This is a genomic window from Ruegeria sp. CH11 (genome assembly GCF_056537105.1).
Map to the genome: position 1 here is coordinate 514082 of NZ_JBQFQX010000001.1, position 21703 is coordinate 535784.

Consider the following 21703-nt stretch of genomic DNA (forward strand, 5'->3'; position numbering starts at 1 on the left):
CTTGAATGACCTTGGGACGCGGATGGGCGTTCTCGGGTGACAGATCAAGCTGCAGGCCGCATTGTGACCGCATGAGACAGATACCTGTGATCCTACTTGCCGCCGGCCAATCCAGCCGGATGGGCGACGTCGACAAGTTGATGAAACCGATCGACGATACGCCGCTGCTGCGTCGAACCGCCGAACGGGCGATGTTGGTGGGGCCGGTCTATACCGCTCTGCCTCCTGCCCCTCATCCCCGCCATCGGGTATTGGAAGGCCTGGACGTCCACCGGGTGTCGATAAATGATGCCGCCGAAGGCATGAATGCCAGTCTTCGTGGCGCGCTGGCGCAAATCCCGTCGGACGCCGTGGCGGTGATGGTCCTGCTTGCAGATCTACCCGACCTAGACGCGCAGGATTTGCGGTCCGTGGCTGATTCAAGAACCTCGCACCCGAACAATCTGATCTGGCGCGCTGCGACAAAGGACGGGGCACCCGGGCACCCGGTCATCTTTGATCGATCCCTGTTTCCCGCGCTTGCGGCGCTGACCGGCGATGCCGGGGCGCAGTCAATCGTCAGGTCCTGCAAAGGTAAGGTACATCTGCACCCGCTGCCGGGTCAAAACGCGCTGCTGGATCTGGACACGCCGGAAGATTGGGCAGCCTGGCGTGCGCGCCGGTGACGATCGCTGCCAAATACCCAAAATAAAAGCAGCCCGGTCTTCTCAGACCGGGCCGCTGCCCAAAAACAGGACTACCACTTTCACCAATCTCAACAAGCGCAGCCATTCGGTCCAACAGACCTCCAGACTTTTTCGCCGCCTAACCTAAACAAGACCCCCTCGTTAACATGCCGCTCCGCGCTTTGGAGACTGAGATGTGCCTTCAACACCCCCTAGTGTTTCAGGCCCCCCTCACTTGGGCACGATCATCGTCGCCTATCAGTTGCGTTCAAACAACGTAAAATTGGCCATAAAGGTAAATTTTCGGGGTCTCCACCTTGCAAAAACGCAACATCAAAAAAAATCAAACTCTTCTTTAAATTGCATTACCTTACGTAACGCACAAACCGAGCATTCAAAGAATAGCCCGCAATACACTGTATCTTTTTGAATCTAAGTCATTCTACGGGAGTATTGTTGAGCGGTACTTATGGGGCCAACAACCATAAATTGAGCATCCTCTGGCGCTTTTTCAAGCCGATTTATTTGTTAACAAATCCGACTCAATTCAACATTTTTGCGCTCTTGCCTTCTATTTCGGCAACAATCCACCGATTCGGGCGACTCTGATGCGCGTGATTCTGATCGTCGGAAACTCTGCGCTGCGGCACATCACACCCGGAAAGTGGCAAAATTAAGGTTTCTTAATCTTTTGCTCAGGTTCTTCCAACACTCGCAGGTCATCTCCGGTTCATAAGCGCGGATCGAACCGCCTAACACAGACAGGAGTCATGATGAGCATCCGTAAATCCTCACTGCTTTTTCCAAGCACATCCAACTGGATTGGGACAGGTGTGCTGGGCGCAGCCTTGCTGGCCACCACCGCCCTGCCCTCGATGGCCGATGAGGCGCTGGCCGATCTGGTTGAAAGCGTGTCACCCTCGGTGGTGACGATCATCGCCGAACAGAAGGCCGCGCCCGCTCCGGCCAAGGGACAGGACTTCAATTTCCAGGGTCACCCCTTTGAAGAGTTTTTTGAACGCTTTGGCGGCCCCGAAGGCTTTCAGATGCCTGAACGTGGCCCCGGTCAGGGGCTTGGGTCCGGATTTGTACTGGACGCGGACGGCTATGTCGTCACCAACCACCATGTTGTCGACAACGCAGACACGATCACCGTGCGCCTGAACGACGACCGCACGTTCGAGGCCGAAGTCATCGGCACCGACCCACTGACCGATATCGCGGTTCTGAAAATTGACGCGGGTGAAGCCCTGCAAGCGGTACAGCTTGGCGACAGCGACGTGATCCGGGTGGGCGAAGACGTCGTGGCCATTGGCAACCCGTTTGGCCTGAGTTCAACCGTGACAACCGGTATCGTTTCGGCCAAGGGCCGGAACATCTCGGAAGGTCCCTATGCCGAGTTCATCCAGACGGATGCGGCGATCAACAAGGGCAACTCGGGCGGTCCGCTGTTCAACATGGATGGCGAGGTGATCGGAGTGAACTCGGCGATCTATTCGCCCAGCGGTGGCTCGGTCGGGTTGGGCTTCGCCGTGACCTCGAACATCGTGGACCATATCACCACCGATTTGCGCGACGACGGTCAGGTCAGCCGCGGCTGGCTGGGCGTTTCGATCCAGAATGTCAGCCCGAAACTGGCTGCGGCAATGGGTATCGACGCGACCTCGGGCGCGCTGGTGTCGGACGTTGTTGACGGCAGCCCAGCGGACGGCACGCTGCAACAGGGCGACGTGATCCTCACGTTCAACAATGAACCCGTCGACTCCAGCAGCGATCTGCCGATCCTTGTTGGAACCACCAAGGTTGGCACCGACAGCGTTCTGACCGTACTGCGCGACGGCAAGGAACAGCAGATCGAACTGACGATCGGCCAGCACCAATCGGCCGAGGCGCAGACCGACAGCAGCGTTGACGACCAGATCGAAGGCACTGCTCTGGGTGTCACGGTCGCCCCGCTGACGGAAACCGCGCGCGCGGAAATGGGCGTGGCTGAGACTGTCGACGGTGTGGTTGTGACCGATTTGCAGCCGGAAAGCCCTGCGGCAAAGGCCGGACTTCAGCGCGGCGATGTGATCGTCAAGCTGGGCGGGCAAGACACCGCAACACCGGATGCCCTGAAAACGGCGCTGGAAAGCGAAAAGACTGATCCGGCGCTGCTTTTGATCAATCGCGGCGGCAATCAGATCTTCGTCGCAGTCGAGATCGTCTGACACAACGCCTAAGTGCGCCACATGATGGGGAAATCTGGCGCACTTATTCCGGCAGGCACGGATTGTCCACGCGCCGCCGGGACGGCCGGGTGCGGCAGCGCACCCGGCCTGTTTTTTTGGGAGGCTGATTATGTTTATATCACGAGTAAAAGGAGCCCCGACCATGAGCAGACGCCTGCTGATCGTTGAAGATGACCAGGATACGCGCGACTTCATTGCCAAAGGCTTTGGCGAAGAAGGCTATGTGGTCGAAGTTGCGTCCGACGGGCGTGAGGGCTTGTACCACGCCACCGACGGCGGGTTCGATGCGGTTGTTCTGGATCGGATGCTGCCCGGGCTCGATGGTTTGTCCCTGATCAAGTCGATGCGGGCCGCCGGCCTCAAGACCCCGGTTCTGATGCTGACCGCCATGAGTGCGGTCGACGAGCGCGTCAAAGGTTTACGCGCCGGTGCGGATGACTACTTGGTCAAACCCTTCTCGTTCCAGGAATTGCACGCCCGGATTGAGGCGCTGCTGCGCCGCCCGCAAGAGGCGGAAGAGACCCCGACCCTGACCTGCCGCGATCTGGAAATGGATCTGCTGACGCGCAAAGTCACACGCGGCGAGCGCGAGATCACGCTGACCCCGCGCGAATTCCAAATCCTCGAATTTTTCCTGCGCCGCAAGAACCGCGTGGTGTCGCGAACCATGTTGCTTGAAGGGGTCTGGGATTATCACTTTGACCCGAACACGAATGTGGTTGATGTCCACATCTCGAAACTGCGCCGTCAGTTGGACGAAGATGGGGCCGATCCGATCATTGAAACCGTCCGGGGCGCCGGATACATGGTATCGGATGCATAACATCCTGCTATCGCTCAGAAACTCGCGTACACGGCTGGTGTTGGCCAGCATGGTTCTCAGCACCTTGCTGACCGCCGCGATTCTGGCGATGGTCTATGTCACGGCCAACCGCACCATTGCCAGCGAGACCCGCTCGGTCGTCACAGCCGAGCTTACCGGCCTTGCGGATGAGTATGAGCGACGCGGGTTGATCGGTCTGATCAACGCGATCGAGCGTCGCCTGCCCACCGCAGCCGATCGCGATGCGCTGTATCTGTTGACCGGTCGGCAAGGGACAAAGCTGGCCGGAAACCTGACACGTTGGCCGGACGATATCGTCGCTGGCAGCGGCTGGGTCGAATTGGAACTGCGCAAGACCGAGACCGACGAATACGTCCCGATCTCGGCCGCCTCGATCCGCCTGCCGGGTGGCGAGCGTTTGTTGGTCGGGCGCGATGCGCTGGCGCGACAACAGTTCGACCGTATTCTTCTGCGTTCCGTGGGCCTTGCGCTGGTGACGGCCTTTGCGCTCAGCCTGCTGACCGGTTGGTTGCTCACGCGGCTGGTGTTCTCGCGCCTCAAGGACTTTGCCGATACTGCCGACAATATCGTGTCCGGCGATTTGTCTCTGCGCATGCCGTTACGTGGAACGGGCGACGAGTTCGACCAGGTCGCAGGCACCCTGAACAACATGCTGGATCGCATCGAGGAATTGATCAGCAACCTTCGGACAACCTCCAATTCCATTGCCCATGACCTGCGCTCGCCCCTGTCGCGGCTGCGCCAACGGGTCGAGGCGCTGTCAGAACCCGGCAAGACCGATGCAGAGCGCGAGATCGACATGGCGCGCGCCACCGGAGAGATTGACCACGTGTTGCGCGTGTTGACCCAGTTGACCGAAATTTCGCGCGCCGAGGCCGGTCTTGGCCGCGAACAGTTCGAGCCTGTGAACCTGCGCCAATTGGTCGAGGATGTGGTCGAACTCTACGACCCCGTCGCAACCGATCAAGGTATCCGGTTGGAGGTTGTGGGCACGGCCGAGCCGATTCAGGGCCACCGGCCGTTGCTGTCGCAGGCACTGTCCAATCTGCTGGAAAACGCGATGCGCTACGCCCCGCATGACTCGGCAATTACAATCGGTATCCGCGAGGATGGTCCGTTTACCCTGCTGAGCGTGCGCGATCGCGGACCCGGAGTGCCCGACGAGGATCTGGCGCGGCTGCAAATGCCATTCGTCACGCTGGATCCGGCGCGGACTCAGCGAAATGCCGGATTGGGTCTGGCTCTTGTCGCTGCAATTTCACACATGCATGGCGGCGCGTTCATCGCGCGCAACTGCCAACCCGGGCTCGAGACGGTGCTGAAACTGTCCCGCTCGCCCTAGCTTGGCAATCCTTTGATGGCCAAGATTTTGTTTTTATAGCGTTTATCTTCGGTCACATCCGGTCCGAACCATTCTGGCGGCGAATAGGCGCGCGCTTCGGCCTCGGATGTGAACTCGACCTCGACAAGACGCAGTGGTGCAAGATCGCCCAAGAACACGTCCAACTCGAATATGTGCCCATCGGGCAATGCTCCGGTATAGCGTTCCTTTTCCAGCCTGCGCCCATTGGTTTCCGGCCAGAAAGTCTCGAATTGTTCGCCCGAAATCTCCGCCTCACGTTCAAGGCGGGCGATACCGCCGCTGCCTTTGAGCGTCAGGTAATAGACGTCGTTCTTCTGACGCAGCCGCAATTCGGTCGAATCCTCGGGCGCAGTCAGATACCCCTGACGCACCAGCGTCTTTTCTGCGGACCCAAGATCCGGCATGGTCGCGACCAGAAATTTGCGTTCGATCTCCAAACTCATTTGGTCCGGCCCATCCCCTTTTTGATCTCTTTGAACAGTGCCTTATAAGCCGTAGCGGCCACACTGCGACCGGCATAGGTCACCACCGGGGCGCGGTGTTGCCCCATTCGCTCGATATCTGCCGAAAACGGGACAGAGGTCTTGAGGAACCGCTTACGATATTGCTTTCGCATGGTCTCCATCGTTTGCAGGTGCAGGGTTTTTCGGCGTTGCACCATGGAAAAGAAGGACCTGATCTTTTTCTTCGGCAATTTGTGTTCGTCAAAGAACCCAACCAATTGTTCAAACGTACGCTCGGATAGCGTGCTTGGGATCACCGGCACCACGATCAGATCCGAAGCTTTGAAGATATTCTCGGACAGCGTCGAAAAGTTCGGTGGGCAATCCAGCACGATCACGTCATAGTCACCCCCAACCGACACCAGCGCCTTTTTCAGCCGCGACCGCTTGTTGCGCATGCGTGACAGAAAAACGTCGAAGTCCCGAAAAGTCAGGTTGGCGGGCAAAACATCCAACCCTTCGAAATCACTTGCGCGGATGGATTTGGTAAAGCGTTTGACGTCCTCGAAGAACCGCGCTTCGGTCAGTTTTTTCGAGGGTTTGACACGCAGATAAAAGCCCGATGCCCCCTGTGGATCCAGATCGCACAGCAAAACGCGCTGACCCGCCTGCGCAAAGGCATAAGCAAGGTTGACCGAGGTTGCGGTTTTGCCAACGCCGCCTTTGTTGCTGTAGCAGGCAATAGTCTTCATGCTTCAATCCTCCACCTTGTGAAACAGGGTCCGGAAAAGTTGTCGAGTTCTTTGGCTGTCGAAATGGTTGAAGTTGGCCTTCACCAGTTCCCGTTCGTCCCGTTGTTTTTTGTCCAGCACCGCAATCAAACCGCCAGCTGCCATGGCGAACTGTCCATCAACCTGCCCGGACCGGCCGCCGGACTTGGCAACAAGTTCCTGCAAGGCGTTTTGTTGAACCGAACAATCGTTGAACCTGCCAAGGTTGTCCTGAAGCTTTTTCAAGGGCTTGATGATCGTCTTGAAATCTTTTGGATCGAACAAAGGGCCAAAGAACTCCATCAGATAACGCAGTTTCTTGCAGTGGATACGCAGGTCGTGCACCACTTCGTCCGGGGTTTCGGGCCGAATACCGCGCGCCAGCTTGCAGACCTTGCGGTACCGTTTCCAAATCAGCGCGCAGGCATAACGATAGGCCCCCAAATCCGCGCTTGGGCCGGGCTGAAGGTTGGACGCGCCCTCAAACCTGGCGGCGAGGCGGTGCATGGTATCGCCATATTCGGCACTACGAAGCCATCGCGCCAGGCGGTTTAGCTCTCGCGTCCGGTCCTTTTGGAACGCTGCAAACATCCCATCTAAGCCGACATGAAGAGACGACGGTATCAGATTGAAAAACCTATCCTTTTCCAGCAGGTAGACGTCCAGATCGCGAAGCCTGCCGGTTGCGGTCATCAGATCAGAAAATACCTGCTTCAGCTCCGCAGTCTCGTCCTCAGAATAGACGCCCCTGAACAGGCTCAGCACCGATCTGATGCGGCGCAACGACACCCGGTAGTCATGCAGATATTCGGTATCAATGTCACTGATCACACCCGCTTCGTTCTGCCGCGCAACGCCCAGATAGGTCCTGATGATATCTGTAGCAGCCTCGATGGCGGGTTCGGTCTGTCCAAGTGGGATCTTCGGTTTGGATTGATAGGGCAGATGATCCGGGTACAAATGCGATATAACCGCTTCGACTCCGGGGGTCGCCCCTTTGGTATCAATCAGCGCTGCGCAAATTGCCGCAAACGCTCGGTCATAGCCGCGCAACCCCTCAACCTGAACAATCGTGGCCTGGCCCGAGTTTGAGGCCAGCGTTGTCACACGCGCCTTGACCACAGTTTTCTGCAATTCGTCCAGAATTGAATACTCTGCGCTGTTGAGTTGCCCTTCGCCGACAACGACAAACGCCCGCAGCACGGGAAAACCGGCCAGAGCCTGTTTCATCGGGCCTTCCGGAAAATCCTTCAGGAACCGTCCGCGTGCTTTGAAGCGCGGTCGAACGATCTGCCCCTGACCATCAAACAGTCGCAACGCACCCTCGTCCTCCAGCAGCACACGACCGGATCGCTGCAAAGACTGATCGTGGCAATCGAGGAGTTTGAATGGCAACGCTGATCGTTCAGGCTGTACCAATAGGCTATACCGGTCCAGCACCTCTGCAAGTGCGTCCGGGCTCAGAACCTTTGGAATTGTGAAAGTGGCGGACCTAGCCTTGCTCATGACAGCATGAAAGCGTGCGTCTATCGCATTGGCAAGGAAAACCAACCACGCCCGCAGGTGCTAGCAGGCGAGGCGCTTTTCAGGTCAACACCTTGGTGACATTGACCAATCGCGGCGCTAAGACAAGGGACATGTCAGACCCTGTCTCCTCGATCCGCAATCTCGGCCCAGCATTCGAGCAAGCCTGCGCGCGCGCGGGTATTCATTCGGCACAGGAACTGCGCGATTTGGGTGCGGACGAGGCCTATACGCGGCTGCTCCAAGCCGGGTCGCGCCCACATTTCATCGGATACTATGTTCTGGTCATGGGGTTGCAGGGGCGGCCCTGGAACGACTGCAAGGGCGAGGAAAAGAAAGCGTTGCGCAAAAGGTTCGACGCCATAAAGGCCGGTGTCAGCACCGCACCGGAAAACCAGATGATCTCTGATCTGGACGCGATTGGTGTGCGGATAGCGCCGCAGGATCTGAAAAAGGTCTGAAAAGAAAAAAAGCCGCACCCGGAACGGATGCGGCCCTGATCTTTGACTGTCAGCGACTTAGCCGACCAGTTCGATGCCCGAGAAGAAATAGGCGATCTCGACCGCTGCAGTTTCCGGTGCGTCCGAACCGTGAACCGAGTTTTCGCCAACCGACTCGGCGAACTCGGCGCGGATGGTACCGGGGGCCGCATCTGCGGGGTTGGTGGCACCCATGACTTCGCGGTTCTTGGCAATGGCGCCTTCGCCTTCCAGAACCTGAACAACAACCGGCGCCGACGACATGAATTCGCACAGTTCGTCATAGAACGGGCGCTCGGCGTGCACGTCATAGAACTTGCCTGCTTGCGCCTTGGTCATGTGGATGCGTTTTTGGGCAACGATGCGCAGACCGGCCTCTTCGAACTTGGCGTTGATCTTGCCAGTCAGGTTGCGGTGGGTTGCATCGGGTTTGATGATCGAGAATGTGCGTTCCAGTGCCATATCGGCCTCTCCTTAACATAGGGCGCGAAACCCGCGCCGAAATCCATCGCGCGCCGCCTAGCACGGTCTGTGCCTTATGAAAAGTGGAATGATGGGGCCTGCGGGGTTTGGCAGTCAGATTGTGTCCGGCAGCGGGTCCAGCGCGTCCACACGGCGAACGTAGAGCACGGCAAGCAGGCCGATGAAGCTGCTGGCACACATCATCCCGAGAACCAGATAAGGTCCGTTTTCGGGGCTTACGAATGCGCCGGTCACCGACGTCAGCACTGCGCCAAGCGCCACGATCATGGCACCGGACAGGCCCGCAGCGCTGCCCGCCAGTTTCGGGCGCACCGACATGACACCTGCCGAGGCGTTGGCGTTGGTCAGGCCATTGCCAAAACCAACGCAGATGGCCGAACCAAAAAACACCCAGACCGAACCCAGACCGGCGACAAACAGCAGCAACCCGACAAAAGGCCCGGTCGAGGCAACAAGCCGTCCGATCAGGATCATCGTTGTGAGCCGGGTGTAGGCCGCGATCCGCCCGGTGATGAAATTGCCCACCATGAAACCACCGGTGATGATGCCTATACCAAGGCCCAACATCGCGGGGCTCAGGTCGAACCAAGCGGCAGCAACCAGCGGCGCGCCCGTTATAAAGCTGTAAAACCCCCCGATCGAGAACGCCGCACACAGCGCATAGCCCCAGAATCGACGGGCGCGGAACAGATAAGGATACTCGCTCAACTGGGATGAAAAGGTCGAGGATCGGTTCGTATTTGTCTCGCCCATGTCGAACCACAGCAAGGCCAGAACCGCTGCCCCAAGCAGCGTATACAGGACAAACCCGGCGCGCCAGCCGAACAGCATGTCCAACGCGCCGCCCAGCATTGGTCCCAGCATCGGCGCAAGCGCCATCGCCATCGCGACATAGCCCAGTTTGCTGGCCGCCTCGTTCGGAGGGTATTGGTCCCGGATCGCGGCGCTGGACAGAACCGGCCCGGCCACCACAGCCGCTTGAACAAGGCGGAACCCAAGGAACGCCCAGATCGACCCGGCCAGCACACAACCCAAGGATGCAACGACAAAAATAGTCATGCAGATCAAAAGGATCGGCCTGCGCCCAAACCGGTCCGAAAGCGGCCCCATGATCAGCTGCAAAACCGCCGAAACCGCAAGATATCCGGCAACAGACAGGTTCATGAGGCCGTAATCCACCGAAAAATCATCGCTCATTCGCGCGAGCGAAGGCAGGAACATGTTCAGCGACAGCACTGACAGCGCGGTGGCAAAGATCAGCGTGATCAAGGAAGGAGGCGTTTGGGCCGCGCGCATGAAAAAACCGGTTCAGATCAACAAACGTGAGGGCTCTAACACATCGCGTTGGACTTGAACATGCCAACCCGCTGGCGGCTGCATCACGGCTCTGCTAAGAGCGGCCACATGCTAAGGATCGAAGACATAACCTATGCCGTTGAAGGGCGCCCATTGTTCGACGGGGCCAGCGCAACCATCCCCGATGGTCACAAGGTTGGCCTTGTAGGCCGCAACGGCACCGGCAAGACCACCCTGTTCCGCTTGATCCGTGGGGAACTGGCGCTGGAATCGGGTAACATCTCGATCCCCAAGCGCGCCCGGATTGGCGGAGTTGCGCAAGAGGTGCCCTCGTCCGATGTATCGCTGATCAACACGGTTCTGGCCGCCGATACCGAGCGCAGCGCGTTGATGGCCGAAGCTGAAAGTGCCGAGGACCCGGCGCGGATCGCCGAGATCCAGACCCGGCTGACCGATATCGACGCCTGGTCGGCCGAGGCGCGGGCGGCCTCGATCCTCAAGGGGCTGGGGTTCGATGACGCCGACCAGCTACGCCCCTGTTCCGATTTCTCGGGCGGCTGGCGAATGCGTGTCGCGCTGGCGGCAGTGCTGTTTTCGCAGCCTGACCTGTTGCTGCTGGACGAACCGACCAACTATCTGGACCTCGAAGGTGCTTTGTGGCTGGAAAGCTATCTGGCGAGGTACCCGCATACGGTGATCATCATCAGCCACGATCGCGGGTTGCTGAACCGCGCAGTGGGCTCGATCTTGCATCTCGAAGACCGCAAGCTGACCTACTACGCGGTTCCTTATGACAAATTCGCCGAGCGCCGCGCCGAACGTCTGGCGCAGGCGGAATCGGAAAATGCCAGGGCCAAGGCCCGCATCGCGCATTTGCAGAGCTTTGTGGATCGCTTCCGCTATAAAGCTTCGAAGGCGGTGCAGGCCCAGTCGCGCCTGAAAATGATCGAGCGCATTCAACTGGTCTCAACCCCGCAAGAGGCTGCTCTTCGCGCCTTCTCCTTCCCCGAACCCGAGGAACTGTCGCCGCCGATCATCCAGATCGAAGGCGGTGTGACGGGCTATGGCGAAACCGAAGTGCTGCGCCGCCTGAACCTGCGTATCGATCAGGACGACCGGATCGCGCTGCTGGGCAAGAACGGTCAGGGCAAATCGACCCTGTCCAAGTTGCTGTCGGACCGTCTGCCCCTGATGGCGGGCAAAATGACCCGCAGCAACAAGCTGCGCATCGGCTATTTCGCGCAGCATCAGGTCGATGAGCTGTATGTGGACGAAACGCCCTTGGACCACCTGCGCCGCCTGCGCCCGGATGAGGCTCCGGGCAAATGGCGGTCGCGTCTGGCCGGATTTGGCTTGAATGCGGATCAGGCGGAAACGCGGGTTGGTCGCTTGTCCGGCGGGCAAAAAGCCCGCTTGTCGCTGCTGCTGGCCACCATCGATGCGCCGCATATGCTGATCCTAGACGAACCCACCAACCATCTGGACATCGAAAGCCGCGAGGCGCTGGTCGAGGCCCTGACCGCTTATTCCGGAGCGGTCGTTCTGGTCAGCCATGACATGCACCTGCTGTCGTTGGTGGCGGATCGTCTGTGGCTGGTCTCGGATGGGACCGTGAAACAATACGATGGGGACCTCGAAGCCTATCGTTCCATGCTGCTGGCACGGGACAAGCCGGTCAGGCAAAAACCTCAGACCACAAAACCCAAGCGCCCGTCGCGCGATGCGATGCTGGCGCTTCGCGCCGATCTGCGCAAATGCGAGGACCGGATCGAAAAGCTGACGGATATGCACGAAAAACTCTCGGCCAAGTTGGCGGACCCGGCGCTGTACGAAGATAACCGGATCAACGATCTGGAGACCTGGAACCGCAAATTCGCCGAAGTGGTCGAAGCCATGAACAAGGCCGAAGCCCTGTGGGTCGCCGCAGCCGAACGACTTGAAAACGCCGAGAACGCAGCATGATCGACATGGCCTTTTTCATAACGGCCTTCACTACGATGTTCGTGGTGATCGACCCGTTCGGAACAACACCGATCTTTGTTGCGCTGACGCAGGATCTGGATGCCGCGACCCGTCGCAAAATCGCGATCCGCAGCTGCGTAACGGCAGTATTCATCCTGATTGCCTTCGCCGCTTTTGGTGAGGCGGTGCTGGGATTCGTCGGCATCTCAATGCCGGCCTTCCGTGTCGCCGGTGGCGCGCTTTTGTTCCTGACCGCCCTCGACATGCTGTTTGAACGCCGCACCAAGCGCCGCGAAAACCGCGCCGAGGAAGAAGAGCGCCCCGACCCTTCGGTCTTTCCATTGGCGATCCCACTGATCGCCGGGCCCGGATCAATTGCCACAATCATCCTGCTGGCTGGTCAGAACCCCGGCATTCAGGGAATTGCTGCGGCCTGTGCCGTGATGTTGGCTGTAATGGTGGTGGTGTTTGTGTTTTTCCTGTTGGGCGGCCTAATCGCGCGCATCCTGGGCAAGACCGGGTTGAACGTGCTGACCCGCCTGCTGGGAATGCTGCTTGCGGCCTTGTCGGTTCAGTTCATTCTGGACGGGCTCAAGGCCTTTGGTTTTGCCTCGTAAATCCCCATATATCTTTTAGATAAACGGGTTAGGATATCGGAATGGATGGCGACAATATTGCACGTTTGGCGTATCTCAGCCTGCTTGGCGCGGCTGTCGTGGCCTGGTTCCTCTCGCAAAACCGCCAAACGCTGAACAAGACGCTGCAACAGGCGATGGCCTGGGTGTTCATCTTTATCGGCGTGATTGCCGTCGTCGGCTTGTGGGAGGATATCCGCAACACTGTTGGCCCGGCCCCGCAGATGACCGTCAGTGGCGAAACGATCGAGGTGCCACGCGCGCAAGATGGGCACTATTACCTGCCGGTATCGGTGAACGGAGAGCCGATCACCTTTCTGGTCGACACCGGTGCCAGCCAGATCGTACTCAGCACGCAAGACGCCGAGCGCATAGGCATCGACCCCGATCAATTGAACTATTTCGGCCGCGCTTCGACCGCGAACGGAGTGGTGCGGACCGCGCCGGTGCGGCTTGAGACCCTCACATTGGGGCCGATTTCGGACACTAACGTCTCGGCCTGGGTCAATGAAGGGGAATTGCACCAGTCGCTACTGGGGATGGATTACCTGCATCGGTTTTCGAATGTTCAGTTCGCGGATGGACGCCTGATCCTGTCGCGTTAAATGCTGTGCGGGTACATTCCACAATTGAGAACAAAATGAGAACATGCTAGACTGACAGCATGTCTGCACACCTACTTGGCCGCAAACCCGTGCGCGAGGCGCCGGGGCTGGTCCTGCACCCTCAGATCAGTCTGCAACTGGCCCGCGTGCACGAAGCTTGCGGCCCCGCCCGGCGCAGTTTCGCCATGTGGCTGGCTGCTCAGGCGCAGGGGCCGGTCTTATGGATTTCGCCCGCGTGGTCGCTGGATCAGATGAACCCCAACGGGATGATGGATTTTGCCGACCCGGCCCGTTTCCTCTTCGCCCACCCCAACCGTGCCGAGGATCTGCTGTGGTGCATGGAGGAGGCGCTGCGCAGCGGGTCGGTCCCGCTGGTGATCGGCGACCTGCCCGGCGCGCCGGGGCTGACGCCGGTGCGCCGGATGCATCTGGCCGCCGAACAGGGTGGCGCGATGGGCCGGGCCCCGCTGGGGGTATTGCTGACACCCGGAGACGGCGGCGCACAGGGGGTCGAGACGCGCTGGCACATGGCTGCCGCCCATCAGGGCGAGGCGCGACGCTGGATCCTGACCCGCCGCCGCGCCCGTGCCCTGCCCCCGGTCAGTTGGCATGCCACCCAGACCAGACTGCGTGCCGGGCTGAACCTGGAACGGATCGCCACAGAAGACACACCCGTGTGAGCCCGGCGGGCCTGAGCAAGTTGTGACTGGCCAAAACAAAGGGTGCGCCCTAGCGTTTCGGCCATGACCCATGCAATTCACGATAGCCGCTATTCCTGGCTGCGCCTGGTGATCACGCTGTTGATCGCCACAGTGGCAAATGCCGGCATGTGGGCCGTTATCGTGGTAATGCCCGCGATCGAGATGCAATTCAGCGCCGGGCGGGCCGAGGCATCAATGCCCTACACGCTGGCCATGATCGGCTTTGCGCTGGGGAACATGTGGCTGGGCCAGTTGGTTGACAGGATGGGTGTCACCAAGGCGCTGATCGGAGCCGCCGTTCTGAGTGCCGTCAGCTACGTACTTGCGACGTTGGCACCGAACATGGCCTTGCTATCCGTGGCACATTTGCTGCTGGGGTTGGGTACCTCGGTCGGATTCGCCCCCCTGATCGCCGATATTTCGCATTGGTTCATGCGGCGGCGCGGGATTGCCGTGGCACTGGTCGCCAGCGGAAACTATCTGTCCGGCGCAATCTGGCCTACATTGCTGTCCGGAATTCTGGCACGGGACGGATGGCAGCAGGTGTATCTGACACTGGCCGTCTTAACGCTGGTCGTTGTCATTCCTCTGTCGTTTCTATTGCTCCGACAAGTCCCGGCCGAGGCGCATCACACCGCCGCCAGCAATGCGCAGGCCAATGCGCACAGTGTCGGGCTGTCCCCTCGTGCATTGCAGTACATTCTGGGCCTCGCCGGGATTGGATGCTGCGTCGCGATGTCGATGCCTCAGGTCCATATCGTGTCCTATTGCGTCGGGCTGGGCTATGGCCCGGCAGTCGGGGCCGAGATGCTGTCACTCATGCTTTTGGGCGGTGTCGTCAGCCGCCTCATATCCGGAATGGTGGCAGACAGGTTGGGCGGCATCGTCACGTTGCTTATCGGATCTGTTCTGCAATGCATCGCGCTCTTCCTGTTCTTGCCGTATGACGGCATGGCCTCGCTCTACGTCATCAGCCTGATGTTCGGGCTGGCGCAGGGTGGAATCGTACCCAGTTACGCGCTGGTAGTCCGAGAATACATGCCCCCGGAAGAGGCCGGAGCCCGCGTCGGATTTGTACTGATGTTGACCATCCTTGGCATGGCTCTGGGCGGGTGGATGTCCGGCTGGATTTACGACTTAACCGGAAATTATCAATTGGCCTTTATCAACGGGATTTTATGGAATGGCCTCAATATCGCCATTCTGCTGTTCCTTCTTGGACGTTCACGACCCCGCAAGCAGGAGGTTCCGGTATGAGGTTTCTGACTCGGCGTTCGTTTCTGGCAGGCTTGGCGGCGGCCCCGATGGCCCGCGGCGCAAAAGCTGCTCTGGTCCCATATGCGCTGACCCCGAACGGCACGTCTGTCGGGTTCTCTTTCGATCTGTCCGGTGTTTCACAGTCCGGCACGATGCCGATCCAGTCCACTGATATTCGGATCGACACAAGGCACCTGCAAAACAGCCAGGTTTCCGTCGTTCTGAATGTTGCTGCCGCCCGCACCAAACTGCCCTTTGCTCGCACCCCGATGCTAAGCGAGGGTGTTCTGAACGCGCAGACTCATCCCACGATCACCTTCACATCGACGCGCATACGGCTGGGTTCGGACGGTCGCATCTCGGACGGGGCCCTAATCACCGGCAACCTGACGATGCGCGGTGTCACACGCCCGATGAGCTTGAAGGCCGCGCTTTATCGTAGACCTGGCAGCGACGCAGACGACCTGAGTGCCCTGTCCATCCGTTTGGCCGGTACCCTGGACCGCCACACATTTGGTGCATCCGGATACCCCGAACTGGTCTCAGATCTGGTATCGCTGGACATCCGCGCTCAGCTTGTTCGCCGGGCCTGATCGGCAAAAGGGCAAAAAACGACGCGACCACGTCGAATTGTCACGCGCAATACCTGGCATTGCGGTAATGCTGGCCATGTTATGCGCACGATCATTTCATTTACCGCCCTGTTCCTCTCGGTCATTCTGCTACAGCTTTCGACGGGTGGCGTTGGCCCGCTGGACGCAATTTCGGGGCTGACGCTAGATTTCTCGACCGAACAGATCGGTTTGCTGGGATCGGCGCATTTTCTTGGGTTCTTTATTGGCTGCTGGTGGGCCCCCCGGCTTATGGGCAACGTGGGGCACTCGCGCGCGTTTGCCGTCTGCACGGCCTTGGGGGCGATGGGACTGATCGGTCATACGCTGACCGACAATCCTTATGTCTGGGCCGCACTCAGGATTGCATCCGGCACCTGCGTCGCGGGCAGCTATACGGTGATCGAAGCCTGGCTGAACGCCAAGGTCACGAATGAGACACGCGGGCGGGCAATGGGAACCTATCGCATCGTCGATATGGGGGCGTCCCTAGGGGCGCAGCTGATAATCGCGGTCCTGCCGCCCGCATCCTATGTCTCTTACAACTTGCTGGCGATCCTGTGCTGTGCTGCCCTTTTGCCCCTTACGATGACCCGAGCCAGCCAGCCCCAAACGCCGGATGCTCCGCGTCTGCGACCGAAACTGGCCTGGCGCAGCTCGCCACTGGCGGTGGCTGGCGTGATTGTTGCGGCGCTCAGTTCAGCCTCGTTCCGAATGGTTGGACCGGTTTATGGGCAAGAGGTTGGTCTGGGCGTCGACCAAATCGCCTTCTTCCTGGCGTCGTTCGTTCTGGGCGGCGCGCTGGCGCAATATCCAATGGGATGGCTGGCGGACAAATATGACCGACGCTGGGTGCTGATCTGGCTGTCGGTTGCGGCGATGGGCAGTTGCGCGATCACCATAGCCGCAAGCGGCACCGGGACCTTAGGTGTCATGCTGGCCGCCGGGGTGTTCGGGTTCACCACCTTCCCCATATTCTCGGTCTCCTCCGCGCACGCGAACGACTTTGCCACGACCGAGCAACGGGTCGAGCTGGCGGCAGCTCTGATGTTCTGGTATGCGCTTGGGGCGATCGCCTCACCCTATGTCTCGTCCACCCTGATCCAGCAGTTCGGGCCGGGGGCATTGTTCGGATTTGTCGCGGTCGGGCATCTGGGCCTGATCGCATTTGGTCTTGCCCGGATGCGGTCGCGCCCGACACCCGAGGCGCGGACCAACTATGTCTATGCCCCGCGCACGTCATTTACCATTGGACGGCTGCTCAAGAAATCGCGCGAAGAATAGAAAAGGGCCGGGTAAACCCCGGCCCTTTCATCAATGCTGCGCCTTTATTGCTTCGGCGCTGGCTCTTCCTCGAGAACTTCGACCGTATCTACCGGCGCTTGCGTCTGTTCAAGCGCGCCGTTCACGACACCGCCGACACCGTTTTCCATCGACAGGCCCAGTTCCTCGCCCAACTTCTTGAGCGCGGGCATCTGCACCGCCATACCCATGATCGAGTCCAGCGCCTGGTTGACCACAGGCTTGTCGCTGTTGGCCGCGCCACCAGCAGAGCCGGCGCCGATACCGCCAACCTGATGGATTTTGATCGAGTCGATCTTTTCGGCCGGTTTCACCATTTCCGAGATGATCGACGGCATGGTTTCGATCCGCGCCATATCGACCTTCATGCGGATCTGCTCAGCCGACAGAGCGTTGTCGGCCTCGACAATCGCGCGCTTACCTTCCGCTTCGGCCAGCATGTCGTTCTTCTTGGCCTCGGCCCGGATGTTCAGCGCGTCCGCTTCGGCCTGCGCTTCCTCACGGCGCGCTTCGGCGCGGTCGGCGGCGGCCTCTTTCTCGGCCTGTGCGGCCAGACGGATCGCAGTTGCCTGACGTTCGGCCTCACGGGTGGCCTCGATCAGTACGATCTGCTTCTGACGCTCGGCTTCGGCCACTTCGCGCGCAGTTGCCACCGCTTCGGTCGCCTTGGTCGCCTCGGCCCGGGCCAGATCGGCGGATGCACGGGCGCGGCTTTCCTCTTCGGATTTCTGCGCGATGATGATCTGGCGCTCCTGTTCGGCCACTTCGATCTCGCGCTCTTTGGCGATCTCGGCGTCGCGGATCTTGCGCTCACGCTCGATCTCGGCTGCGCGGATGGCTTCTTCACGGGCAATCCGGGCGCGTTCGGTTTCACGCACCGAGTCTTCGGTCCGCGCAGCAATCTCGGCTTCTTGCGCCACCCGCAGGGTTTCGACCTGCTGCGTCTGTTCGATACGCGCCTGTTCTTCGTCCTTTTCGATCAACAGCTTCTGACGCTGCGCTTCCATCGCCGCACGACGCACTTCGACCTCGGCCTCGGCATCAATCTGCGCGCGCTCTTTCTTCGAGGTTGCAATCACCTCGGCCAGCTTGCGCATACCTACGGCGTTAAACGCGTTGTTCTCATCGAGCGCCTCGAACGGCGTCTGGTCCAGCGCAGTCAGCGAGACCGATTCCAGTGAAAGGCCGTTTTTCAGCAGGTCCTCGGACACCGCATTCTGCACCTCTTGCACAAAGTCGGCTCGGTTTTCATGCAGCCCGTCCATGGTCATCTGAGCGGCCACGGCGCGCAGACCGTCGATCAGCTTACCTTCGATCATCTCGCGCAGTTGCTCGACGTCAAAAGTACGACCGCCAAGTGTTTGAGCCGCACGCGATATGCCTTCTTCGGTAGCCATGACCGAGACATAGAATTCGACGCCAACGTCAACACGCATCCGGTCCTTGGTGATCAGGGCCGCCTCACCACTGCGCTGCACCTCAAGGCGCAGGGTCTTCATGTTGACTGGGCTGACCTCGTGCAGCAGGGGCACGATGATGACGCCGCCATCCATGATGACCTTTTTGCCGCCTGCCCCGGTTTTTACCAGGCTGACCTCTCGGGTCGCGCGGCGATAGAGGCGGCCCAGCACAAGGCCAATAAACACAACGACGGCCAAAAGCGTCGCAACAATAGTGATCAGGAAAGTGAGTTCCATGCAAAATCCTCCTTGATGGGGTTTGAAATTTTGTTAGTCCGACATGCCAACCAGAACGAACCGGTCCCGCCGTCGGTCGCGCAGCACAAGCACCTCGGTGCCTTGTTCCAGCGCGTCCTTGTCCTGCAAGGGTTCGGCGCGCAGGTAGTGCGTGTTGCCGAAACGATCCATCACCCGCACTTCGGCCGGTCGACCGCGCGATGCTGTTCCTTGCGTGATGACGCCCCGACGCCGGGCCAGCATCCGTTCGGACATGGCCTCCGTCTCAGTTTTCGGCAGCAGGCGAGCAAAGACGCTGCCAAAGCCGCGCGCGAACCACAGGCCAAAGGCTCCGGCAGGGATTGCGGCGATCCAGCTGGGCAGGTCAAAACCCAGCAGATCGCGCAGCGCAAGTTGCAGGCCCATACCGGACAGGCCGAAGCCTGCCAGCAGAACCACCAGCCAGATCATGAACGGAACCTTACCCAGACCCAGCCATGCCAAAGGCCCGGCAGGCGCTGCACTCGGCGCATCCACTTCGACCTCGGCCAGTTCGAAATCGCCCAGATCGACATCTGCGTCGATATCCAGGTCGAAATCTGCAACATCCAAATCCGGGGCGTCGACCATGTCCAGATCAACTTCGCCCTCTCCCGCCATCAGGCTTCCGCCCAGTAAAAGCGCAATCAGCTCTAGCCCCAGAAGGCCGAACAACAGCGCAAGCGAAATGGTAAAGGGCACAAAGGCACCCTCGAGCAGAAAGCTGAACATCAGCGGATTGTCCCCGGTTTTGTATACTTTTGTATGCAATGCAGATGGGAAGCCATAACAAACATTTCAAGAGGTTGTGATTCCAAATTTCAACCTATGGGTAGTGTCACCTTTCGCGGGATTGCAATCTGCAATGTCCTTGCGCCGGTTTTTTCCCACGCAACGTTGTCGAAAGTGTCGCCGATTTGAAAGCCGGGCTTTTGCAATCTGAATACATAGGGTAGACGGGCGCGCAGACAGATACGTGGAAACGGAACATGGCTCGGATTCTCATCACCTCGGCGATCCCTTATATTAACGGGATCAAACACCTCGGCAATCTGATCGGCTCGCAATTGCCTGCCGATCTGTACGCGCGGTACCAGCGCGGCCGGGGGAACGAGGTCATGTTCCTGTGCGCCACAGACGAACACGGCACGCCCGCTGAATTGGCGGCAGCGAAGGCAGGCAAGCCTGTGGCTGAGTATTGTGCCGAGATGTACGACGTGCAGGCCGATATCGCCAAGCGGTTTGGGCTTAGCTTCGATCACTTTGGCCGCTCGTCCAGCGATCAGAACAAGGTACTGACCCAGCATTTTGCGGGCAAACTGGACGACGCCGGTTTGATCCGCGAAGTCGCCGAAAAACAGGTCTATTCCAACGCCGATGGCCGGTTCCTGCCCGACAGGTATATCGAGGGCACCTGCCCCAATTGCGGCTATGACCGCGCCCGTGGTGATCAGTGTGAAAACTGCACCAAGCAGTTGGACCCGACCGACCTGATCGAACCGCGTAGCGCGATCAGCGGCTCGACCGATCTTGAGGTGCGCGAGACCAAGCACCTGTATCTGCGTCAGTCGGCGATGAAGGATCAACTGGACGCTTGGATCGACAGCAAGACAGACTGGCCGATCCTGACTACCTCGATTGCCAAGAAGTGGCTGCATGATGGCGACGGCTTGCAAGATCGGGGCATCACTCGCGATCTGGACTGGGGTGTGCCTGTCAAGAAAGGCGATCAGGACTGGCCGGGGATGGAAGGCAAGGTCTTCTATGTCTGGTTCGACGCGCCCATTGAATATATCGCCTGCGCCAAGGAATGGGCAGACGCCAATGGCAAATCCGATGCGGATTGGCAACGCTGGTGGCGGACCGACAAGGGCGCCAAAGATGTGCGCTATGTGCAGTTCATGGGTAAGGACAACGTGCCATTCCATACGCTCAGCTTCCCGGCGACCATTCTGGGTTCGGGCGAGCCGTGGAAGATGGTCGACCACCTGAAATCGTTCAACTACCTGAACTATGATGGCGGTCAGTTCTCGACCAGCCAGGGGCGCGGTGTGTTCATGGATCAGGCGCTTGAAATCCTGCCCGCCGACTACTGGCGCTGGTGGCTGCTGAGCCATGCGCCGGAAAGCAGCGACAGCGAGTTCACCTGGGAGAACTTCCAGCAATCAGTGAACAAGGACCTGGCAGATGTGCTAGGAAATTTCGTCAGCCGGATCACCAAGTTCTGCCGTTCGAAATTCGGAGAGGCCGTGCCCGAGGGCGGCAGTTTTGGCGAGCGCGAGAACGCATTGATCGACGAACTCACCAGACGCGTCCGCGCCTATGAAGGGCATATGGAGGCGATGGAGGTTCGAAAATCGGCGCAGGAGTTGCGCGCGATTTGGGTTGCTGGCAACGAGTATCTGCAAGCCGCGGCACCCTGGTCGACGTTCAAGGAAGACCCTGACCAAGCCGCCGCACAGGTTCGTCTGGGCCTGAACCTGGTCCGTCTCTACGCTGTCCTCAGCGCGCCGTTCATCCCCGACACTTCGGCCCGGATGCTGAGCGCGATGAACACGCTGGACACCGGTTGGCCCGAAGATGTGGATGCCGCGCTGCGCGCCCTGCCAGCTGGCCACGCCTTTGCGGTACCAGATGTGCTGTTCGCCAAAATCACGGATGAACAGCGCGAGGATTGGCAAACCCGCTTTGCCGGTACGCGCACCTGATATTCCACAATTCTACCTGACAGAAACCGAGGGCCTGGCACACCCTCGGTTTTTTCATGCATTCGGGCGCATCAGTGAATTTGGGCGAACAACAAAAGATGTCTCCATA

At 59.4% G+C, this 21703-nt stretch carries 20 protein-coding genes; 13 read left to right on the forward strand and 7 right to left on the reverse strand.

Annotated features, from left to right (window positions below; all coding sequences use genetic code 11):
• Positions 1–71: 71 nt before the first annotated feature.
• From ACR0LX_RS02560 to ACR0LX_RS02575, 4 genes are all read left to right on the forward strand, one after another.
• Complete coding sequence (locus ACR0LX_RS02560) at positions 72–665, forward strand: nucleotidyltransferase family protein (protein WP_480782433.1); 594 nt, start codon at positions 72–74, stop codon at positions 663–665.
• Between the two features lie 773 nt (positions 666–1438).
• A complete protein-coding gene (locus ACR0LX_RS02565) occupies positions 1439–2875 on the forward strand; it encodes a DegQ family serine endoprotease (RefSeq protein WP_480782434.1) in 1437 nt (478 codons plus the stop codon).
• Between the two features lie 163 nt (positions 2876–3038).
• Positions 3039–3719 carry a response regulator transcription factor gene (locus tag ACR0LX_RS02570; RefSeq protein WP_480569111.1) on the forward strand — a complete coding sequence of 227 codons (681 nt, stop codon included), beginning with the start codon at positions 3039–3041 and terminating at the stop codon, positions 3717–3719.
• Complete coding sequence (locus ACR0LX_RS02575; protein WP_480782435.1) at positions 3712–5082, forward strand: ATP-binding protein; 1371 nt, start codon at positions 3712–3714, stop codon at positions 5080–5082. The genes ACR0LX_RS02570 and ACR0LX_RS02575 overlap by 8 nt, the downstream gene beginning before the upstream one ends.
• Here the strand turns inward: ACR0LX_RS02575 and ACR0LX_RS02580 are convergent.
• From ACR0LX_RS02580 to ACR0LX_RS02590, 3 genes are read right to left on the reverse strand one after another with little or no spacing between them, the layout of a single operon-like run.
• On the reverse strand, positions 5079–5546 hold the full coding sequence (locus tag ACR0LX_RS02580; RefSeq protein ID WP_480782436.1) for a CYTH domain-containing protein: 468 nt from the start codon (positions 5544–5546) through the stop codon (positions 5079–5081). The genes ACR0LX_RS02575 and ACR0LX_RS02580 overlap by 4 nt on opposite strands.
• Positions 5543–6298 (reverse strand): ParA family protein, encoded by a 756-nt coding sequence (locus ACR0LX_RS02585; RefSeq protein ID WP_480782437.1) that lies wholly within the window; start codon positions 6296–6298, stop codon positions 5543–5545. Before ACR0LX_RS02585 ends, ACR0LX_RS02580 begins: the two co-directional genes overlap by 4 nt.
• 3 nt (positions 6299–6301) lie before the next feature.
• Positions 6302–7822 carry a CHAD domain-containing protein gene (locus ACR0LX_RS02590; RefSeq protein ID WP_480782438.1) on the reverse strand — a complete coding sequence of 507 codons (1521 nt, stop codon included), beginning with the start codon at positions 7820–7822 and terminating at the stop codon, positions 6302–6304.
• A 131-nt stretch (positions 7823–7953) separates the two neighbouring features.
• Here ACR0LX_RS02590 and ACR0LX_RS02595 point away from each other — a divergent pair, with 131 nt between their 5' ends.
• Positions 7954–8301 carry a TfoX/Sxy family protein gene (locus ACR0LX_RS02595; protein WP_480569096.1) on the forward strand — a complete coding sequence of 116 codons (348 nt, stop codon included), beginning with the start codon at positions 7954–7956 and terminating at the stop codon, positions 8299–8301.
• Positions 8302–8358: 57 nt separating this feature from the next.
• On the opposite strand, the gene ndk is transcribed toward ACR0LX_RS02595, so the two are convergent.
• Positions 8359–8781: a nucleoside-diphosphate kinase gene (gene ndk / locus ACR0LX_RS02600; RefSeq protein ID WP_480782439.1), complete on the reverse strand. Its 423-nt coding sequence runs from the start codon at positions 8779–8781 to the stop codon at positions 8359–8361.
• Positions 8782–8895: 114 nt separating this feature from the next.
• Positions 8896–10098, reverse strand: coding sequence for a multidrug effflux MFS transporter (locus ACR0LX_RS02605; RefSeq protein WP_480782440.1), 1203 nt, complete (start codon positions 10096–10098; stop codon positions 8896–8898).
• A gap of 108 nt (positions 10099–10206) precedes the next feature.
• On the opposite strand from ACR0LX_RS02605, the gene ACR0LX_RS02610 reads away from it, so the two are divergent.
• From ACR0LX_RS02610 to ACR0LX_RS02640, 7 genes are all read left to right on the forward strand, one after another.
• The gene (locus ACR0LX_RS02610; protein ID WP_480782441.1) at positions 10207–12060 is read left to right on the forward strand and encodes an ABC-F family ATP-binding cassette domain-containing protein; all 1854 of its coding nucleotides are present in this window, start codon (positions 10207–10209) and stop codon (positions 12058–12060) included.
• Positions 12057–12677 carry a MarC family protein gene (locus ACR0LX_RS02615; protein ID WP_480782442.1) on the forward strand — a complete coding sequence of 207 codons (621 nt, stop codon included), beginning with the start codon at positions 12057–12059 and terminating at the stop codon, positions 12675–12677. Before ACR0LX_RS02610 ends, ACR0LX_RS02615 begins: the two co-directional genes overlap by 4 nt.
• A gap of 41 nt (positions 12678–12718) precedes the next feature.
• Positions 12719–13300 carry a retropepsin-like aspartic protease family protein gene (locus ACR0LX_RS02620; protein WP_480782443.1) on the forward strand — a complete coding sequence of 194 codons (582 nt, stop codon included), beginning with the start codon at positions 12719–12721 and terminating at the stop codon, positions 13298–13300.
• A gap of 59 nt (positions 13301–13359) precedes the next feature.
• A complete protein-coding gene (locus tag ACR0LX_RS02625) occupies positions 13360–13980 on the forward strand; it encodes an ImuA family protein (RefSeq protein WP_480782444.1) in 621 nt (206 codons plus the stop codon).
• Positions 13981–14043: 63 nt separating this feature from the next.
• Complete coding sequence (locus ACR0LX_RS02630) at positions 14044–15258, forward strand: MFS transporter (protein WP_480782445.1); 1215 nt, start codon at positions 14044–14046, stop codon at positions 15256–15258.
• The gene (locus ACR0LX_RS02635) at positions 15255–15851 is read left to right on the forward strand and encodes a YceI family protein (protein WP_480782446.1); all 597 of its coding nucleotides are present in this window, start codon (positions 15255–15257) and stop codon (positions 15849–15851) included. The genes ACR0LX_RS02630 and ACR0LX_RS02635 overlap by 4 nt, the downstream gene beginning before the upstream one ends.
• Positions 15852–15932: 81 nt before the next feature.
• A complete protein-coding gene (locus ACR0LX_RS02640) occupies positions 15933–17153 on the forward strand; it encodes an MFS transporter (RefSeq protein ID WP_480569074.1) in 1221 nt (406 codons plus the stop codon).
• Positions 17154–17197: 44 nt separating this feature from the next.
• On the opposite strand, the gene ACR0LX_RS02645 is transcribed toward ACR0LX_RS02640, so the two are convergent.
• Positions 17198–18868: a flotillin family protein gene (locus ACR0LX_RS02645; protein WP_480569071.1), complete on the reverse strand. Its 1671-nt coding sequence runs from the start codon at positions 18866–18868 to the stop codon at positions 17198–17200.
• Positions 18869–18901: 33 nt separating this feature from the next.
• On the reverse strand, positions 18902–19618 hold the full coding sequence (locus tag ACR0LX_RS02650) for an OB-fold-containig protein (RefSeq protein WP_480782447.1): 717 nt from the start codon (positions 19616–19618) through the stop codon (positions 18902–18904).
• Between the two features lie 257 nt (positions 19619–19875).
• Here ACR0LX_RS02650 and metG point away from each other — a divergent pair, with 257 nt between their 5' ends.
• On the forward strand, positions 19876–21594 hold the full coding sequence (metG, locus tag ACR0LX_RS02655) for a methionine--tRNA ligase (protein WP_480782448.1): 1719 nt from the start codon (positions 19876–19878) through the stop codon (positions 21592–21594).
• The last annotated feature ends 109 nt before the right edge of the window (positions 21595–21703 follow it).

Bases quoted from the DNA above. Each gene is read 5' to 3' on its own strand.
- ACR0LX_RS02560 (WP_480782433.1), top strand. From the start codon at position 72: ATGAGACAGATACCTGTGATCCTACTTGCCGCCGGCCAATCCAGCCGG.
- ACR0LX_RS02565 (WP_480782434.1), top strand. From the start codon at position 1,439: ATGAGCATCCGTAAATCCTCACTGCTTTTTCCAAGCACATCCAACTGG.
- ACR0LX_RS02570 (WP_480569111.1), top strand. From the start codon at position 3,039: ATGAGCAGACGCCTGCTGATCGTTGAAGATGACCAGGATACGCGCGAC.
- ACR0LX_RS02575 (WP_480782435.1), top strand. From the start codon at position 3,712: ATGCATAACATCCTGCTATCGCTCAGAAACTCGCGTACACGGCTGGTG.
- ACR0LX_RS02580 (WP_480782436.1), bottom strand. From the start codon at position 5,546: ATGAGTTTGGAGATCGAACGCAAATTTCTGGTCGCGACCATGCCGGAT.
- ACR0LX_RS02585 (WP_480782437.1), bottom strand. From the start codon at position 6,298: ATGAAGACTATTGCCTGCTACAGCAACAAAGGCGGCGTTGGCAAAACC.
- ACR0LX_RS02590 (WP_480782438.1), bottom strand. From the start codon at position 7,822: ATGAGCAAGGCTAGGTCCGCCACTTTCACAATTCCAAAGGTTCTGAGC.
- ACR0LX_RS02595 (WP_480569096.1), top strand. From the start codon at position 7,954: ATGTCAGACCCTGTCTCCTCGATCCGCAATCTCGGCCCAGCATTCGAG.
- ndk (WP_480782439.1), bottom strand. From the start codon at position 8,781: ATGGCACTGGAACGCACATTCTCGATCATCAAACCCGATGCAACCCAC.
- ACR0LX_RS02605 (WP_480782440.1), bottom strand. From the start codon at position 10,098: ATGCGCGCGGCCCAAACGCCTCCTTCCTTGATCACGCTGATCTTTGCC.
- ACR0LX_RS02610 (WP_480782441.1), top strand. From the start codon at position 10,207: ATGCTAAGGATCGAAGACATAACCTATGCCGTTGAAGGGCGCCCATTG.
- ACR0LX_RS02615 (WP_480782442.1), top strand. From the start codon at position 12,057: ATGATCGACATGGCCTTTTTCATAACGGCCTTCACTACGATGTTCGTG.
- ACR0LX_RS02620 (WP_480782443.1), top strand. From the start codon at position 12,719: ATGGATGGCGACAATATTGCACGTTTGGCGTATCTCAGCCTGCTTGGC.
- ACR0LX_RS02625 (WP_480782444.1), top strand. From the start codon at position 13,360: ATGTCTGCACACCTACTTGGCCGCAAACCCGTGCGCGAGGCGCCGGGG.
- ACR0LX_RS02630 (WP_480782445.1), top strand. From the start codon at position 14,044: ATGACCCATGCAATTCACGATAGCCGCTATTCCTGGCTGCGCCTGGTG.
- ACR0LX_RS02635 (WP_480782446.1), top strand. From the start codon at position 15,255: ATGAGGTTTCTGACTCGGCGTTCGTTTCTGGCAGGCTTGGCGGCGGCC.
- ACR0LX_RS02640 (WP_480569074.1), top strand. From the start codon at position 15,933: ATGCGCACGATCATTTCATTTACCGCCCTGTTCCTCTCGGTCATTCTG.
- ACR0LX_RS02645 (WP_480569071.1), bottom strand. From the start codon at position 18,868: ATGGAACTCACTTTCCTGATCACTATTGTTGCGACGCTTTTGGCCGTC.
- ACR0LX_RS02650 (WP_480782447.1), bottom strand. From the start codon at position 19,618: ATGTTCAGCTTTCTGCTCGAGGGTGCCTTTGTGCCCTTTACCATTTCG.
- metG (WP_480782448.1), top strand. From the start codon at position 19,876: ATGGCTCGGATTCTCATCACCTCGGCGATCCCTTATATTAACGGGATC.